The 14,103-nt window shown below is 67.6% G+C and carries 19 protein-coding genes and 1 pseudogene; 7 read left to right on the plus strand and 13 right to left on the minus strand.

The genetic code is table 11. The features are described 5' to 3' along the window. Positions 1-133: 133 nt before the first annotated feature. The 3 genes and pseudogenes from OG403_RS17275 to OG403_RS17285 all read right to left on the minus strand — a co-directional run. Positions 134-703, minus strand: a pseudogene (locus tag OG403_RS17275) (Rv3654c family TadE-like protein); the annotation flags it as partial. Continuing rightward, positions 700-1,023, minus strand: a complete 324-nt coding sequence (locus OG403_RS17280) for a TadE family type IV pilus minor pilin (protein ID WP_329565340.1) — start codon at positions 1,021-1,023, stop codon at positions 700-702. The gene OG403_RS17280 and the pseudogene OG403_RS17275, both read right to left, overlap by 4 nt. Before the next feature lie 88 nt (positions 1,024-1,111). After that, a complete protein-coding gene (locus tag OG403_RS17285) occupies positions 1,112-1,207 on the minus strand; it encodes a DUF4244 domain-containing protein (RefSeq protein ID WP_329565342.1) in 96 nt (31 codons plus the stop codon). An 18-nt stretch (positions 1,208-1,225) separates the two neighbouring features. On the opposite strand from OG403_RS17285, the gene OG403_RS17290 reads away from it, so the two are divergent. After that, complete coding sequence (locus OG403_RS17290) at positions 1,226-2,833, plus strand: recombinase family protein (RefSeq protein ID WP_329565345.1); 1,608 nt, start codon at positions 1,226-1,228, stop codon at positions 2,831-2,833. A 257-nt stretch (positions 2,834-3,090) separates the two neighbouring features. Here the strand turns inward: OG403_RS17290 and OG403_RS17295 are convergent, their stop codons facing one another. The 6 genes from OG403_RS17295 to OG403_RS17320 form a co-directional block, all read right to left on the minus strand. Beyond that, positions 3,091-4,449 carry a replication initiator gene (locus OG403_RS17295; protein ID WP_329565347.1) on the minus strand — a complete coding sequence of 453 codons (1,359 nt, stop codon included), beginning with the start codon at positions 4,447-4,449 and terminating at the stop codon, positions 3,091-3,093. A 253-nt stretch (positions 4,450-4,702) separates the two neighbouring features. Further along, on the minus strand, positions 4,703-4,894 hold the full coding sequence (locus OG403_RS17300; RefSeq protein ID WP_329565349.1) for a hypothetical protein: 192 nt from the start codon (positions 4,892-4,894) through the stop codon (positions 4,703-4,705). Next, positions 4,891-6,231, minus strand: a complete 1,341-nt coding sequence (locus OG403_RS17305) for an FtsK/SpoIIIE domain-containing protein (RefSeq protein ID WP_329565350.1) — start codon at positions 6,229-6,231, stop codon at positions 4,891-4,893. Before OG403_RS17305 ends, OG403_RS17300 begins: the two co-directional genes overlap by 4 nt. After that, the gene (locus OG403_RS17310) at positions 6,231-6,779 is read right to left on the minus strand and encodes an RDD family protein (RefSeq protein WP_329565352.1); all 549 of its coding nucleotides are present in this window, start codon (positions 6,777-6,779) and stop codon (positions 6,231-6,233) included. The genes OG403_RS17305 and OG403_RS17310 overlap by 1 nt, the downstream gene beginning before the upstream one ends. Continuing rightward, entirely contained in the window at positions 6,776-6,961 is a 186-nt protein-coding gene (locus tag OG403_RS17315) for a hypothetical protein (RefSeq protein ID WP_329565354.1), read from the minus strand. Before OG403_RS17315 ends, OG403_RS17310 begins: the two co-directional genes overlap by 4 nt. 53 nt (positions 6,962-7,014) lie before the next feature. Beyond that, positions 7,015-7,383 carry a hypothetical protein gene (locus tag OG403_RS17320; RefSeq protein WP_329565356.1) on the minus strand — a complete coding sequence of 123 codons (369 nt, stop codon included), beginning with the start codon at positions 7,381-7,383 and terminating at the stop codon, positions 7,015-7,017. Positions 7,384-7,604: 221 nt separating this feature from the next. On the opposite strand from OG403_RS17320, the gene OG403_RS17325 reads away from it, so the two are divergent. Together OG403_RS17325 and OG403_RS17330 are read left to right on the plus strand one after the other, a co-directional pair. Further along, positions 7,605-8,357, plus strand: a complete 753-nt coding sequence (locus tag OG403_RS17325; RefSeq protein WP_329565358.1) for a GntR family transcriptional regulator — start codon at positions 7,605-7,607, stop codon at positions 8,355-8,357. 551 nt (positions 8,358-8,908) lie between these two features. Further along, positions 8,909-9,175: a helix-turn-helix domain-containing protein gene (locus OG403_RS17330; RefSeq protein ID WP_329562113.1), complete on the plus strand. Its 267-nt coding sequence runs from the start codon at positions 8,909-8,911 to the stop codon at positions 9,173-9,175. 30 nt (positions 9,176-9,205) lie between these two features. On the opposite strand, the gene OG403_RS17335 is transcribed toward OG403_RS17330, so the two are convergent. The 4 genes from OG403_RS17335 to OG403_RS17350 all read right to left on the minus strand — a co-directional run bounded on the left by OG403_RS17335 (position 9,206) and on the right by OG403_RS17350 (position 12,011). Next, positions 9,206-9,634, minus strand: coding sequence for a hypothetical protein (locus OG403_RS17335; protein ID WP_329562112.1), 429 nt, complete (start codon positions 9,632-9,634; stop codon positions 9,206-9,208). Next, positions 9,631-10,461: an IS5 family transposase gene (locus OG403_RS17340; protein ID WP_329562111.1), complete on the minus strand. Its 831-nt coding sequence runs from the start codon at positions 10,459-10,461 to the stop codon at positions 9,631-9,633. The genes OG403_RS17335 and OG403_RS17340 overlap by 4 nt, the downstream gene beginning before the upstream one ends. A 513-nt stretch (positions 10,462-10,974) precedes the next feature. Next, a complete protein-coding gene (locus OG403_RS17345) occupies positions 10,975-11,184 on the minus strand; it encodes a DUF397 domain-containing protein (RefSeq protein ID WP_329565360.1) in 210 nt (69 codons plus the stop codon). Beyond that, entirely contained in the window at positions 11,181-12,011 is an 831-nt protein-coding gene (locus OG403_RS17350; protein WP_329565362.1) for a helix-turn-helix domain-containing protein, read from the minus strand. Before OG403_RS17350 ends, OG403_RS17345 begins: the two co-directional genes overlap by 4 nt. A gap of 144 nt (positions 12,012-12,155) precedes the next feature. Between OG403_RS17350 and OG403_RS17355 the strand changes: the two genes are divergently transcribed. The 4 genes from OG403_RS17355 (at position 12,156) to OG403_RS17370 (ending at position 14,001) form a co-directional block, all read left to right on the plus strand. Next, entirely contained in the window at positions 12,156-12,470 is a 315-nt protein-coding gene (locus OG403_RS17355) for a hypothetical protein (protein WP_329565364.1), read from the plus strand. A 372-nt stretch (positions 12,471-12,842) separates the two neighbouring features. Beyond that, positions 12,843-13,142, plus strand: a complete 300-nt coding sequence (locus tag OG403_RS17360; RefSeq protein WP_329565365.1) for a hypothetical protein — start codon at positions 12,843-12,845, stop codon at positions 13,140-13,142. Between the two features lie 19 nt (positions 13,143-13,161). Continuing rightward, entirely contained in the window at positions 13,162-13,374 is a 213-nt protein-coding gene (locus OG403_RS17365; protein ID WP_329565367.1) for a hypothetical protein, read from the plus strand. 126 nt (positions 13,375-13,500) lie between these two features. Next, positions 13,501-14,001: an NUDIX hydrolase gene (locus tag OG403_RS17370; protein ID WP_329565369.1), complete on the plus strand. Its 501-nt coding sequence runs from the start codon at positions 13,501-13,503 to the stop codon at positions 13,999-14,001. Positions 14,002-14,103 lie beyond the last annotated feature (102 nt).

Here is a 14,103-nt window from a genome sequence, read left to right on the forward strand (position 1 = left end):
TGATGCCGGCAGGCCCTGCGGCCAGCGGTGGTGCGGCCAGTTGTGGTGCGGCCGATCGCACCGCCACCCGGCTGGCCACCAGCGCGGCTTCGGGCTCGTCCCGACCGCCGAAGGCCCAGATCGGCCCGGCCCGCGCCCGCGCGGTCGCCGGGCCGATCGGCAGCCGCACGCCGCGCACCGGGACCTCGACCTGGACCTCGACGCTGTCCGTCCCGAGGTCAACCGTGCAGGAGACCAGCGTGGCCCGGTGCGCGACCGCGAGCGCCCTCGCCCGGGCGCAGCCACCGTCCGCGTCCAGCAGCAGATGGTCGGCCGCCGCCAGGGCCGAGAGGTCGGCTGCGGACTCGGCACGGTGCCGAGCCACCAGGACCGCGCCCAGAGCCAGGGAGGCTCCGAACACCGCACAGCCGAGGAACGCCAATCCCGTCAACCAGACCGTCGCCGACCCCTGCTCGCGATCCACCAGCGCCTTTCCCGCCACCGCCCCCGCCGACGCCGACGCCGGCAACGGCAACGGCAACCGTCGGGGACGTCCCGCGCACCGGACCGCCACCTCCCCACCTCGCTCCTGCCCCCCAGTGGCCTTCCACCGGCCCCGGGAGAAGGCCCCGCCCGCTACCGCCCTGCCCAGCCGCAGCGCTTGGCCTGGCACCCACGCCCGCCCCCGCACGCTCACCCTCGTCATGACCGACAGCACCGTCATCGCCCCGTCTCCCTTCCGATCCGGTCCTCCCGAACAGCCTCGGCCCGTGCCGAGACCGTCATCGACAGCGCGGACGCCAACCGTCCGGGCCCCAGGCACTTCGCCTCCACCACGACCTGAACCATGTCGCCGCTCTCAGCGACCTCGACCGTGGCCCCGCGCGGTGCGGCTGCCTGGGCCCGGGCGACGACATCCCCTTCTCCGCGTGCAGCCATCCGCGCTCCCAACTGAGCGGCGTCGATACAGCGGAGCTGCGCGGCCGCGGTCAGCACACCCCAGACGAGCATGCTGATCAGCACCACGAGGGTCGGCAGCAGCACAGCCGTCTCCGCCGTCACGTACCCGGCGTCCCGCCCTCCCCGAGCCCGGCGACGCCACCTGCCAGGACGGCCCGCAGCCCCACCGATGTCAGACCGCATGAAGCGCCCGATCCAACAGATCCGCCAGCGCACCGCTCACCGCACCGCTCGTCACCACCTTGTAGAGCAGGGCGCTCAAGGTCACTCAAACTATGCTTCTTTTATGAGTGGAGGACGAAGCACAAGGCTGCGCAAGGCCAATCGTGCTGGGGGGTATGTCCGTATCTCGGAAGACCCGACCGGTAGCGAGGCAGGAGTTACGAGGCAGAAGGAGGACGTTGCCGCGCGGGCCGAGCAACTCGGCTGGACTGTGGCCAAGATCTACGAGGAGAACGACACCAGCGCTTACAAGCGCCGCCGCATCAGGAAGCACGACGGCCGCAGCGTATGGCGTGTGATCCGGCCGGAGTTTCGCCAAATGCTCCAGGACTACGAGGACGGGGTGATAGATGGAATCATCGTTTACGACCAGGACCGACTTGCACGCCAGCCTCGTGATCTTGAAGATCTGATCGACCTTGTCGATCACTTCAAGCGGCCTGTTGTGGGAGTGACCGGTGCGCTCGATCTGATGACCGACAACGGCAAGGCGATGGCCCGCGTGATGGTCGCCATCGCAAACAAGCACAGTGCCGACACTGCCCGCCGCGTATCCAGGGGACGGTTTCAAGAAGCCCGCACAGGCATTAGCAGGCCGGGAATCCGGGCGTTTGGCTGGAAGGCCGATGGCACACTTGAGCCTGAGGAGGCGAAGGTGCTCCACGATGCGGCACTCCGCTTCACGTTCGGGGAATCCTGGGCAGGCCTCACCTCCCAAATCATCGCCTGCGGGATCTCGACAGTCCAGGGTGGGAAGTGGCACCTGAAGACGGTCAAGGGCATGATCCTCAACCCCCGCATTGCGGGCATTGCCGTTTACAACGGCCAGTTCGAGGAGATCGACGGTGACGCGGACACCGAAACCGATTCGGTGGAACCAGTTATCAACGCAGGCATCACGGACCCCCGTGAACTCGCGATGCGTGACTCTGCCGGGGACTACGTGAAGGGCCAGTGGCAGCCCATCCTCACGGTGGAGGAGTGGGAAGCCGTGGTCGATGAGTACGAGCGCCGCCGCTCCGGGAAGGAGTTCACCACCCAGAACACCCGCAAGCACCTGCTATCCGGATTCCTGCGGTGTGGCAGGCCGCGCGAGGACGGGACTTTGTGCGGCAAGCCCATGAATGGGACCGTGACCACTAGGCGAACCGGCAAGGTGCCGATCTACAGGTGCCCCGGCCCCATTCACGGCGGGTGCGGAAGCTCGCAGCGCAACATGGCGAAGTTGGACGAGCTGATTACGGATCTGTTCTTCGCCCACCTGGAGCAGAATGCCCCCGACCCGAAGAATCGACTAGAAGAGGCCAGCCCCACCAGTCCGGCGGTCCAGGAACTTGAACAGGTGCGAAGCGACCTCCAGAGATTCCGTCACGGAATGCGCGATCGGACCATCAGCGCCACGTCGTTCTTCGAAGTAGTGCCAGCACTTGAAGCGCGCGAAAAAGAACTCGTCGCCATTGTCGGTAGGACCCGCCGCGCTGCTGCCGATCGGGCCCGAGTCCTGCGGACACCCAGCGAGGTTCGGAACGAATGGGAGCGCGCCACCGCTGCCGGCCGACGAGCGCTGCTCGGTCAGTACCTACAGGCGATCGTCGTTCATCCATCCCAGACCCGTGGACCCGTGTTCGATCACAGCACGATCGAGCCTCTTTGGAAGCCCCCAGCCGCTTAGCAACCGCTCACGGCAAAGCCCCGGTGATGCGATCACCGGGGCCGAGCAGGAATGTCTGGCGATGCCGTCAGGTGGTGCTGTCAGGAGCCCTCAACACAAGCAGCGTCTTGCGCCACTGCTCCGGAGTGATCTTCGGTGCACGGCCAACGTGGTGAGCAATCCACTCGGTACGTGTCATCGAGGCTCGGCGAGCTTGAGCCTTCGGGTGGCCCGTGGTGCCGTCCGTGGTAGCGCCGACTGAGACACACCCCGCCGGTTCAGCTTCCATGCCCCGCCCCCGACTGCCGAGGCCCGTCAGCCCCGCCTGGTCCCCGCCGCGCCCCACCCACCCACCCAGGGGTTAGGTAGTCCCGGGCCAGGTCACGCGCCCTCTTACGCTCATCAGCGATTCCGGCAGCTACCAGCGCTTCCGCCGGTGAGTGCCCCGAGCCGACGAACCGCCAGTGCCCCAGGGTTACTTCGTCCACCCCGACCAGCGCCAGCCCGGCAGCGGCCCGCACCCAGGCCTCACGCTCAGCCCGCAGCCGGCCGAAGGTGGTCGAGTACGCCCGCGTCTTGGTCAGGCAGTGCCCCCGAAACCCGAGCGTGTGAGCCCACGCCCGCAGCCGCAGGCCCTCCAGCTCCACCAGACCGCCCAGGCGCCAGCACGTACCGATCAGCGCCCGAACATGCCCCGTGACCGCCAACACCCCGATCTCAGCCGCACTCCGCACCGGCCGATCCACCGAGCCCACACCATCCGCACCCTTGGTCGTGTACTTCGCCAGGTAGGCCGCGACCCGCTCATCCACCGCCGCCTGATCACCGGCCCCCGTGATCGGGTGCACCTCCACCTGCGTCCCGAACCCCAGCCGCCGCGCCCCGTAGGCCGCCGACTCCGGCAGCCGCAGAGCCACCGCCACAGCCGCCGAACGGACCACCTGACGCAGCAGCCCCGCCGACGCCCACGACGGCGCAGCCTCCCCAGGCCCTGACGGACCGTCGAACCGCAGCACCGCGTGAAAGTGCACAACGCCCCGACGCTGGTACTCCGCCACCTTCGCCGCCGACACCCGCACCAGCCGCCGCACCGCCGAACGGCCAACCCCCACATGCGCGGCAACGTGGTGATACAGGTTGTCCGTGAACGCCTTCCACAACGCCCCGGCGTGAGCGTTCCACAGCACATGCCCCACGTAGTCGTAGCAACCCGCGCACAGCGGCTGACCAACCACCGGATCCGCGTCCGCATGCTGCCCACCGCAGCCAGTCAGGCGCCCGTGCTCGCACCGACCCCGCCGGACCCGATGGCAGACCCCGGCACGGTGCACCGCCCCGAACGACGGAGCCGTGAGCGTCGCGAACACCATCGGCCGCCCCCGAACCCCGGTCGGCACACCCTTCCCACCGACCAGACCCGAGCGCACCAGATGCCAGGCATCACCCCGGTACAGCCACGAGCACGGCTCACACCGCGACGCCCGCCGGTTGCGGCACCGCACCGCCAACCGCCCGCCCGGCTCGCCCGCCGTGCTGTAGCGCCTCAGCAACTCACCCGACACCGCATCGAACACCGACGACCCACCAGCCAGATACACCGGATGCGCGCACCCGCCCGTCGCGGCGATCTGCTCCAACCACCGTGACCGGCCCGGCATCTGACCCAACCGGACCAAATCCCGGTCCGTCTCACTCAGCGCCCTAAGCCGCGCCTCCCGGGCCAGGAAAGCACGGCGGGCATCAACCGACTCGAACGGATTAACCATGGGGGATGACTCCAAGGAAACAGGGCCCGCCCCGGCCACACCGGGCACAGCCCGGCATGACCAAGGACGACGACAGGCGGACATGGGACGGGCCTTGCTGGTCGCATGGGAACTCCAGTTCGATTCAATGTCCGTGGGTCAATCCGACGATGAGCGACGTGACGGTTATGGTGATCGGCTCACCTAGGGCCGTCTGGTCCAGGTACATCCCGAACAACCCGACCAAGATCACCTGCCAGAGCCGAAGCGCGTTCGAGCGCAACAGCACGAAGACCAGCAGCCCGAGCAGCGCCACCAGCGGAATGGTCGCGCTCACGCCGCAGCACCGCCCGCCCACAGGTCATCCAGGCTCGGCGTCAGGTGCGCGAACTCCTCCGCCACCTCCTGAGCCTGCTTCGGCGTGATCGGGTGCGTGCGAGCCCGCAGCCAACCCCCGGTCTGCGCGTCCGCGATCACCGCCGTTCCCGGCGCCTCGATGCTGATCTCCTGCACCGCGTCCACCGCGTCCGGCGCCAGGTCGCCGAGCACCATTTCCGCCGTGCCCTTGTCCAGCACCCGAAACGACACCCGGCCGGCCAACTGAGCCCTTACCGCCGTCGCGCCCGGTCCCAGGTCGGAGCCGAACCGCTGGCCGGCGATCACCAGATGAACCCCCAGCGCCGCACCAAGCTGACCGATCCGAAGCAGTGCCGTCGAGCACTGCGCCACCTCGGCCTTGTCTGCGTTGCTGGCCATCAAGTACAGCTCGGCCACCTCGTCCACCAGGACCACCACCGGCACCGGCTGAAGCGGCCGGGGCAATTCCCACACCGAGCGGACCCCCTCAGCCCGGCAACGCGCCATCCGCCCCGTCATGATCTCCACCAGCCGATCCAGCAGCGCCGCCGCCTCACTGCGGTTGCTCGCCAACGCCGTCAACCGACGCTCGAACAACCCCAGCTCCATCCCGCCCTTCAAGTCGACGCCGATCAGCGCCAGCTTCTGGCGCGCGAACTGCGACACCAACGCCGCCAGAAACGTGGACTTGCCCGACCGGGTCGCACCCACGGCCAGCCAGTGAGGCGCCTGCCGAAGGTCCACCCGCCACCAAGCCCCGTCGTCCCGGACGCCGACCACCGCCGACAAGAGACCGGCCGAACGCGCCAGGCCCGTGAACGGCGCCGTCAGCGGATCCCACGCCGCAGCCCTCAGCACCACCTCACCGCGCTGCTCCGAGACCGCCCGCACCGCGAACATCCGCCACGCGTGCGCCATCGCCTCACACACCGCCGCATACTGCTCCGGCACCTGGCCCGGGTGCAGCCACACCGTCACCTCCAGACCACCCAGCCGCCAGCGCGGGAACGACAGCTTCGGCTTCACCGGCCGAAGCGCCCGCCCCTTGACCATCACCGCCCCGACCACCGCCAGCGGCGGACGCTTGGCCACCGACAGGCCCTGAAGGTCCGCCAGCCGGCGCCACGTCCACAGCACCCGCAGTACTGCCACCGGGTACCCGCACAGCGCCCACCACACATGCGGCCGCCGACCCCGCAACCACGGCGACACCACCGCCAAAACCCCGGCCACCAGCCCTAGGGCCACCAGGACCCACACCCCAAGAGGTATGCCCTGATGACTAGTTGACGCCACACTGAGCACGATCGTTCGCATCACTTCACCACCTCTGCCATCTTGTTGATCACGTCGATTTCCACTACGACCGTGCGCGAGATCTGATCGGCGAACGTCTGCCGCCGGTAGTGCACCAGCGGCCGGAAGCACCCGAAGAACCCCGGCGCGATGTCCGCCACGTGCAGAGCACTGCGCACCAGCGACCTCGCCACACCCACCGGACGCCCCGTGTCCTCATCCACCGTCACGATCCGCAACAGCCTCTGCCCCAACGACTGGCCCGTGCGCCCGCGCTCCGCTGCCTGCCACACCAGGAACGCCGACCCTGATGCCCAGTAGCCCAGTTGGAACAGCGGCTGCATGTGGAAGCCCAGCAGGAGACCGACCGTCTGAATCAGCGCGAATGCCGGACGCGCAAAATACAGCAGATACCCGTAGGCGCTGATCACCCCGCTCGCGATGCTGATCTCCAGCAACGCGGCGCCCGCCCGAGCCCCCCACGGCGCCATTCCGGCAACAGCCGGCCGAGGCTCCTTCACCGGCCGCCCCGGGCCGATCAGCGCCCGCCAACGCGCCTCATCACTCACGGCGCCTCACCCCCGCCCATGTCCAGCGGCGGGAGTTCAACCCCGTGCTCGGCCGCCAGGCGCACCAACTCGGCCTCCAGGTCAGCGGCCAAGCTCGCCGCATCCCGCGCCATCGTGGAGATCACGGCGAACAGGAACCGGTAGGTCCCCCAGTCCAGATCCGGTCGGATCTCATCCGCCAACTCGCCTATGTCGCTAAGCCGTTCACGAAGGGCCGACCAATCACGCTCCCCGCTCACTTCTCACCCCCGCGCGCTACCCGAGGCTCGCTCGCCGGACGAGGCGGCGCCGCAGGAGCCAAGGTCACCGACTCCGCGCGGTAGGCGAGCCCCGCCCGCCCGTTCATCTCCCACCAGAACGCCTCCAGGCCATGCAGCTGCACGACCTGACCGACCTCCACCCCCGCCGGCTCACCCGACACCGAGACCTCGATCAGCGCCGTCTTACGACCCTCCGGCCGCACCGCGACACTGACCGCCCACACCGCAACCCCGTCGCGGTCCGCCTTCACCGCACCCGTTTCCGGATCCGTCTTTGCCTCCACCGACACGCACAGCGCGACCCCCAGCCGCGCAGCGTCCAAAGGCAGATTCTTCAAGCTCACGCCGTCTCTCCCACCCCAGGACGACCAGCCCAATGGGTCAGTCGTCATGATGAATTTGCCTGTGGGTAGAGCATGCGCCCGCTTGACTCACGACGCAAGCACATTCATCATGACGACTGTTGAATGAGCATGCGATCACCGCGCCTGACCAGCGAAGACGCAACTTGGAAAACTTGTTCGGGCGACATGACACAGTGAGCCGAGCCCTCGAAGGGGGAGACATGGCGGTCCGACCGCAGGCCCTGTACAAGCAGGTCGCCCAGGACATGCGCAAGAAGATCATCCGAGGCACATGGAAGCCCGGCGCCCAGATCCCCACCGAAGACAAGCTCACCGCACAGTTCGGCGTCTCCCGCCCCACCGTCCGCCAGGCCGTTGCCGAGCTTCGCACCGAAGGCCTGCTAGACGTCCAGCAGGGCCGAGGCACCTTCGTGCGAGGCCTGGCCCCGGACCGAGCCGAGCCGGTCTGGATCGACCGAACCGTGAGCCGAACAGGCGAACGCTACGAGTGCACCGGCGACTGGTCCAACGAGGAAGACCCCACGATCTACCGAGTCCGCGTCGACGCCACCGCAGCGGAGATCCTGCACATCGAGGAAGGCGAAGCCGCTTACCTGGTTGACCGCCTGATCATTCATCAGCCAAGCGGAACCCGCGCCCGGTACACCACGCTGCTGCCGATGGAAGCCATCACCAGCACCCCGATCGCCCAGGACCCAGCCATCCCGACCGCCGAGGCCTACACACACCTCGCCGCAGCACACGGCCCCCTCCAGTTCCGCGAAGCCGTCAGCGCCCGCATGCCCAACCCGGACGAGCGCGCTGTCCTGCAACTCCCGGACTCTGTACCAGTGCTGATCTCCCAGCGCGTCACCCAGACCGAGCCCGACGGTAACCGGCTCATCCTGGAGACCACCACCATCGGCGCAGGCGCAACCCACGTGATCTTTACCCACCGTCCTGCCGACCAGTGATCATCGGGAGTCTCGGGGTCCGGGGCAGCCGTCGAAAACTGTCTCTACATCCTCAAGGGCGGCGCTTGCGCGCCACCGGGGCGGCCTTGCCGCCCCGGCCGGGCATGCGGCCTGACGGCCGGTCCCGACCGGGCGGCCGGCACGCCCCGCGCGTAAGCCACACCATCGAGATGCCGATCAGACCGGCCGATCGGGCGCTAGCTCACCGCGCCCAGCCATGCGGTCCATGATCTCGCTGAGCTTGCGGGCCCCCGATGGCGTTCCCTTCAAGAACACCATCCCGTGCCCGTCGTCGGACCACCCCGCCTGCGCCCTCACCAGGTCGGCACCCCGCAGTCCGAACTCTGCTAGCACGAAGTTCAGTTGCTTGGCAGCGGCCCGCGCCTCAAGCCACGCCGCCTCAGAGGGCGGTACGCAAGGATTCGCCCGACTTATCCCTGTCGCGGGATTGACCTGCAGGACAGGGCAGTTCGCGGGCCTCCCACTGCCCTCGCGGCCTGGGATCGGGACAGAGGGCTGTCCCAGCCGGGGCTCAGCGGCATACTGCGGTCATGAGTGAGGAATCGGCACGACTGGCGCGAGCCCTCGTCGAGTTCCGTGAGGCCGAAGGCATCTCGGAGCGCGAGCTCGCACGACGTACCTGGCTGAGTCACGCGACCATCAGGACCTTCGAACGCGACCGCGCGGGCCTGCCCACTCCGACCGTGGCCCGAACGTTCGAGGAAGTCCTCGGCTGGGCTCCGGGGAGCATCAAGGCCACGCCGTCCGAGGCGACGGGCCTTGTGTCATCGGCCGATTCGAGCTCAGGCCTCAAGTAGGCGCGCTGGTCAGGCCTGCTTGCCGGACGGCTACGGTCGCGGCAGGGCGAACAGGCCCGGTTCGGGCTCTGCCAGGATGTTGCGCCCGGTCAGGCGCTTGAGCTTCAAACGGACGTTGTTGATGTTGTTCGGAGCCGGGTCCAGGTCCATCGCCTCGCACACGCCCCGCGCGCGCAGCGGACCGTCTGCCTGGGCGAACACCACCATGATTTCCTGGTAGGCCGCCCCGTCCGGCACCTGCGGGGCGGACGCCGACGGCGCGGGCGGGTCCGGGTCGGGCAGCCCCAGCAGCGTCTTGCGGGTGATCCGCACTTCCTCGGCGGCCCGATCGAGCTCGTCCAGCACGGCGATGAGCCGCGTGATCTGCTCGCGGGTCTCTTCGGCCTGCGCGGCGATCTCTCGCTCGCGCTTCTCCAGACGCACCAGCACCGCCCCCAGGGTCAGGTCCCCGCTGGTCACGCGCCGCGCCATGACATCGCGCCGCCGGTCAGCCGACGGGTCATCACGTCGCTTATCGCCCAGTAGACCCGGGACTCGGCCGAGGCGGGGCGGTGCTCGTAGTCACGTACCAGTCGCCGGTGCAGCATCAAGATCCCGTTCGTCTGCTCCACCCGCCACCGGATCGGCTGCGGGACGAACCCGGTCTCGGCAGGGTTGCGTTCGACGATTTCGACGTCGATGCCCACCTGCTTGCCGTGGTCCACAACGGTCTTCTTGAACCCCTGGTCCACCAGGGCCTTCGTCACGGTGTCGCCACTGGCTACTGCGACCTTGTCGAGCAGGGCGGTGCCGAAGGCGTTGTCGTGGACGGAGGCGGCCAGCACGACCACGGCGATCACCAGGCCCAGCACGTCCACGGCAAGGCCCCGCTTGCGGCCGGGCACCTTCTTCGCCACGTCGCGTCCCGTCGTCTTGGCCGGCACCCCGGCCGCCGCGTGCAGGCTCTGGGTGTCGAGCACCACCAGGCTGGGGTCGGCTAATCGGCCCCTCTTCTCGCGGACCTGCCAGCGCAGCAGGTCATGAATGACCTGGTCGGTGCCGTCATTGCGCCACGTGTAGAAGTAGTACTTCACCGCGCCGGCGGGTGGCAGGTCGTGCGGGAGGTAGTCCCACTGGCAGCCGGTCCGGGACTGGTAGAGCAGCGCGTTGACGATCTCCCGCATCTCGTAGCGGCCTTCGTGGCCGCTGACCGAGGGATGCTGGACCTTCCACGAGGTGATCACCGGCTCGATCAGCGCCCAGCGTTCGTCGGACAAGTCGCTCTTGTAGGGCTTGCGGTCGCTCACGCAGTCACCTCAGCACGGCGCCAGCCCCGCGACCTGCCAGAGGTAGCAAGGCCACACGTTCAGGCGACGACAGAACGGACTTAATCTCTCATTCCGCCCACTCATAGTTGACCCCCTCCAGCACCGAGCCACCCCCGAGGAAGAATCTTCCCTCCTCCTCGCTGCTGTCCAACTCGCCCATGGCGCCCCCTTCGGACTTCTCACTCATGCCCCGTCCGCCCGCACGCGTCGTGACCGAGACCCCTCCGTTTGGCCACCAACTGTAACAACCTCATCACGCCAAGCATGGGAGGCATGGGCAAAAAATCCTTTGCCAACGGCATAGTCGCTAGCTGCAACCTGCTACACAGCCGACCCAGTTGCAATGCCGGAAGTTGGCCGCGTATCGTCAAGACAGCTCGCGGGACTCAGCCTTGTCTGTTCTCTCGGGAAGCCCCACTCATCGGCCGGCGCCCAGGAGACGCTGAACCCCTGCGCGCCGGTAGAGCTGCACAGGGGTCCAGTGGGGATCGGTCAGACGGTGCCGAAGTCGCCCGCCTTGACCCCAGCGACGAACGTTGACCAGGCACCCGCCGTAACCACTAGGGCGGGCCCCTGAGGGTCCTTCGAGTCGCGGACGGGCACGATGCCGGGGAAGCTGGGCGCCACTTCAACACACGAGCCGCCGTTGCCGCTGTGGCTCGACTTGAACCAGGAAGCGCTGGACAGGTCTAGGTCGGTCATGGGTTCAGTTCCTCTCTTGCCTTGCAGATCAGGTCAAGGGATGCGGCCTTCGAAAGCGCTTCCACCTGTAGCCGATGGTAGGCCCTCTCCCACGCCCTTACTGTCTCGTCCCCCCTCACTACGTAGCCCTGCTCAACCGACTCTGTGTACCCGACCACCGAGCGGTCCGGGAAGGTCAGCAGGGTCATGAACGCTCGGAACGGGATGTGCTCGGCCAGACTGAACGGGGCGATCTGGATGATCACGTGGGGCCGACGTGCCAGCTTGACCAAGTGATCAAGCTGAGCCCCCATGATGGCCGGACTTCCGACAGGGCGCCGGATACAGCTCTCATCCATGACCGCGTGAATGAGTGGCGGAGCTGTTCTCTTGAGGAGACGCTGCCGCGCTGCGAGGAACTTCACTCGCTCGTTTGCCTGTTCGGGTGCGACGTCACCGCGCTGTACTGCTGCGTCTTCAAGCGCGGCAGCGTACTCCGGTGTCTGGAGAAGCCCGGGGATCATGTTGGGCTCGAAGACTCGGATCTCCGCTGCCCGTGCCTCCTGCGCTGCGTGCTCAGGGAAGCCTTCAAGGAAGCCCTTGCGCCGAAGCCCAACCCACATAAGTTCGAGTGTTTGTCCGGTTCCTAAGGCTGCATCAGCTGACCTTGCGAACTTCAGCGAGGGAGACTTGCGCCCTACTTCCACATTCGAAATGTAGCTACCCGAGTACCCCATGGCGGCGCCTAGCTCATCCTGTGACCAGCCCTTGGCCTCACGTGATGTGCGGAGTTGTGAGCCAAAGGCGGCGACTGGCGACGACTGTGGATCGAGCTTCTTCCGGTTCAATGATCAACTCCAACTGTGCTGCGACGCTGGCCAAGTTGCATGGTTCCACATGGTGCGGGACTCTGAACGCCCTTCGGTAGTCGACCGGCTACCGAAGGTGCGGTGATCTTAGTCCTGGCGACCGTGAGGGGGTTAACTCCCGTAGTGGAAGGCAACATTGAGACCGATCACCAGCGCATGGCGCGAGAGCTGCGTGCATGGGCTGAGGCATCTGTCCAGAAGCTCGAGGATGCGTTCGCGCTGGCCGAACTTCCGCCCCTGGTCGGCGCTGGACGAATCACGATCACGCCCGAGGGCATTCATGTCGAACTGGGCGGCGTCAGTGTTCGGACGGTTCTGGCACTCAGTGACTTCGTGCTGGCGCACGCCCGGTGCCTGGGAAGGGTCCAACAGGGCGAGATCGTGCCCACTGGACTGGCCGAACTGCCCTATGTGCGCTGTGAGTTGGACGCTGAATGAGCCTCGCTGAGCCGCCGCCCCATGCGGGCCTGACCATCCAGATCTATCGGATCACCAGGACCGGTCGGCGAATCGACCTGGGCAGCACCGAGTACGGCCCTGAGCTGCCGAGCAGTAGGCCATTCGACGGCACATGGCCGGTCTGCCAATGTCCGCGCTGCCTAGGGCAGTTGGATGAGCAGGCGTCGGGGGATGTGGCATGACGTACGACCCCATGCCACGGCCCGTATGGGTCCATAATCGGCGCCCGCCGAGCCCGCGCTGGACTGCCGCCGCCCCCGCCGCACTACCGAGTGCGTGTCGATCTCCGGCGGCTACCCGCTCCGGCCCATGAGAGTGACCAACGACCACCACATGAAGGTGAGTTGCCTGATGTCCGCTGAACCCACCCTTGCCACCGTGACCGCGCTGCCCAGCGCCATGGCGAACCGACCTGGCAGCCTCGGCCGTCCGTTCAGCCGGCCCGAAGCGTTCGCCGACCTTGCCTCGCTCGGTCGGCTGCTCGACCACCAGGTGACCCGCCCCGGGAGCGCCACGGTCTCCGAGCTGGATGCCACGCTCACCGTGATGCGCGCGGTGCACGACCGGGTCGTGGCCGAGCTGAGTGCCACGCTGACGGTGAGGCCCCGTGGCCGATTCGCCTACTGGCAGAAGCTGCGCCGCGCGGCCTGACCATCAGGGAACGAGCGCCGTGAAAGACCTGTCGTACTTCTATTCGTACGACGTAGTTCGAGATGAACTGACGGGCAAGATACGGGTTTTGCGATGCCCGGACGATCTCTGCCACCGCCTGGTCGGCGTCGCGGGCGGCCGGTTGATCGAACACGATGACTACTACCAGGTTGCGCGCTGCGAACTGTCTGGAGTCCGGGTCGTCGACCAGGTCCCGCGCCGCACCTCGTGACCCACAAGCCCCGTGCTGGTCGACGGATCCTCCCCCCGACCTGCACGGTCCAGGTCCCGCCTGTCTACCCCCCGTTGCTGACGGGCGGGACCGCTCCACAGAACATCAAGGAAAGGCACAACTTCCGTGGCTCATTGCGATGTTGACTCCAAGAACCCCCCGCCCCGCCGCATCGGGGCTGTGGTCCTGCTGCGGACGTCCACCGGGTCCGTGCTGCTGGTCAAGCCCACCTATCGCGAAGGCTGGCAGCTGCCCGGCGGCGGTGCCCACCAGGGTGAGCAGATCGCCGACGCTGCCGCCCGCGAGCTGAAGGAGGAGACCGGGCTGACGCGTCAGCTCTCGCACTTCTTGGCGCTGGACCAGGTGTCCGCCAGCGAGAACGGAAGCTCGGCCGAGGGCTTCAACATCGTGGTCGACGGCGGGACGCTCACCAGCGCCGAAGCGGCATCCGTCGCGATCCCCGACAGCGCCTCGGGCGAGCTGTCCGATATCAAGTGGGTGCCCCTGGACCGGCTCGGCGAGTACACCCAGCCGTACCAGGAACGCCGCATCCGGGCGGCCGTGGCTGCCGCCGTAGCCGGTGCCCGGCTGCCCCTGCTGGAGCACGGCCGCACCGTCGGCGAGTAGGTGCGTGGGCGAAACCCCAGTCGTACCTGATGAGACGAATAGGCGCCCCGCGCTGGTATGTCTGCGTTGTGGCGAGCTGGATGCGCGGCGCAAGACGGCCCA

The organism is Kitasatospora sp. NBC_01266 (assembly GCF_036242395.1).
Classification (GTDB): Bacteria; Actinomycetota; Actinomycetes; order Streptomycetales; family Streptomycetaceae; genus Kitasatospora.

Excerpts from the sequence above, each read along its gene's own strand:
- OG403_RS17290 (WP_329565345.1), top strand. The coding sequence starts at position 1,226 with ATGAGTGGAGGACGAAGCACAAGGCTGCGCAAGGCCAATCGTGCTGGG.
- OG403_RS17305 (WP_329565350.1), bottom strand. The coding sequence starts at position 6,231 with ATGCGAACGATCGTGCTCAGTGTGGCGTCAACTAGTCATCAGGGCATA.
- OG403_RS17325 (WP_329565358.1), top strand. The coding sequence starts at position 7,605 with ATGGCGGTCCGACCGCAGGCCCTGTACAAGCAGGTCGCCCAGGACATG.
- OG403_RS17330 (WP_329562113.1), top strand. The coding sequence starts at position 8,909 with ATGAGTGAGGAATCGGCACGACTGGCGCGAGCCCTCGTCGAGTTCCGT.
- OG403_RS17345 (WP_329565360.1), bottom strand. The coding sequence starts at position 11,184 with ATGACCGACCTAGACCTGTCCAGCGCTTCCTGGTTCAAGTCGAGCCAC.
- OG403_RS17360 (WP_329565365.1), top strand. The coding sequence starts at position 12,843 with ATGTCCGCTGAACCCACCCTTGCCACCGTGACCGCGCTGCCCAGCGCC.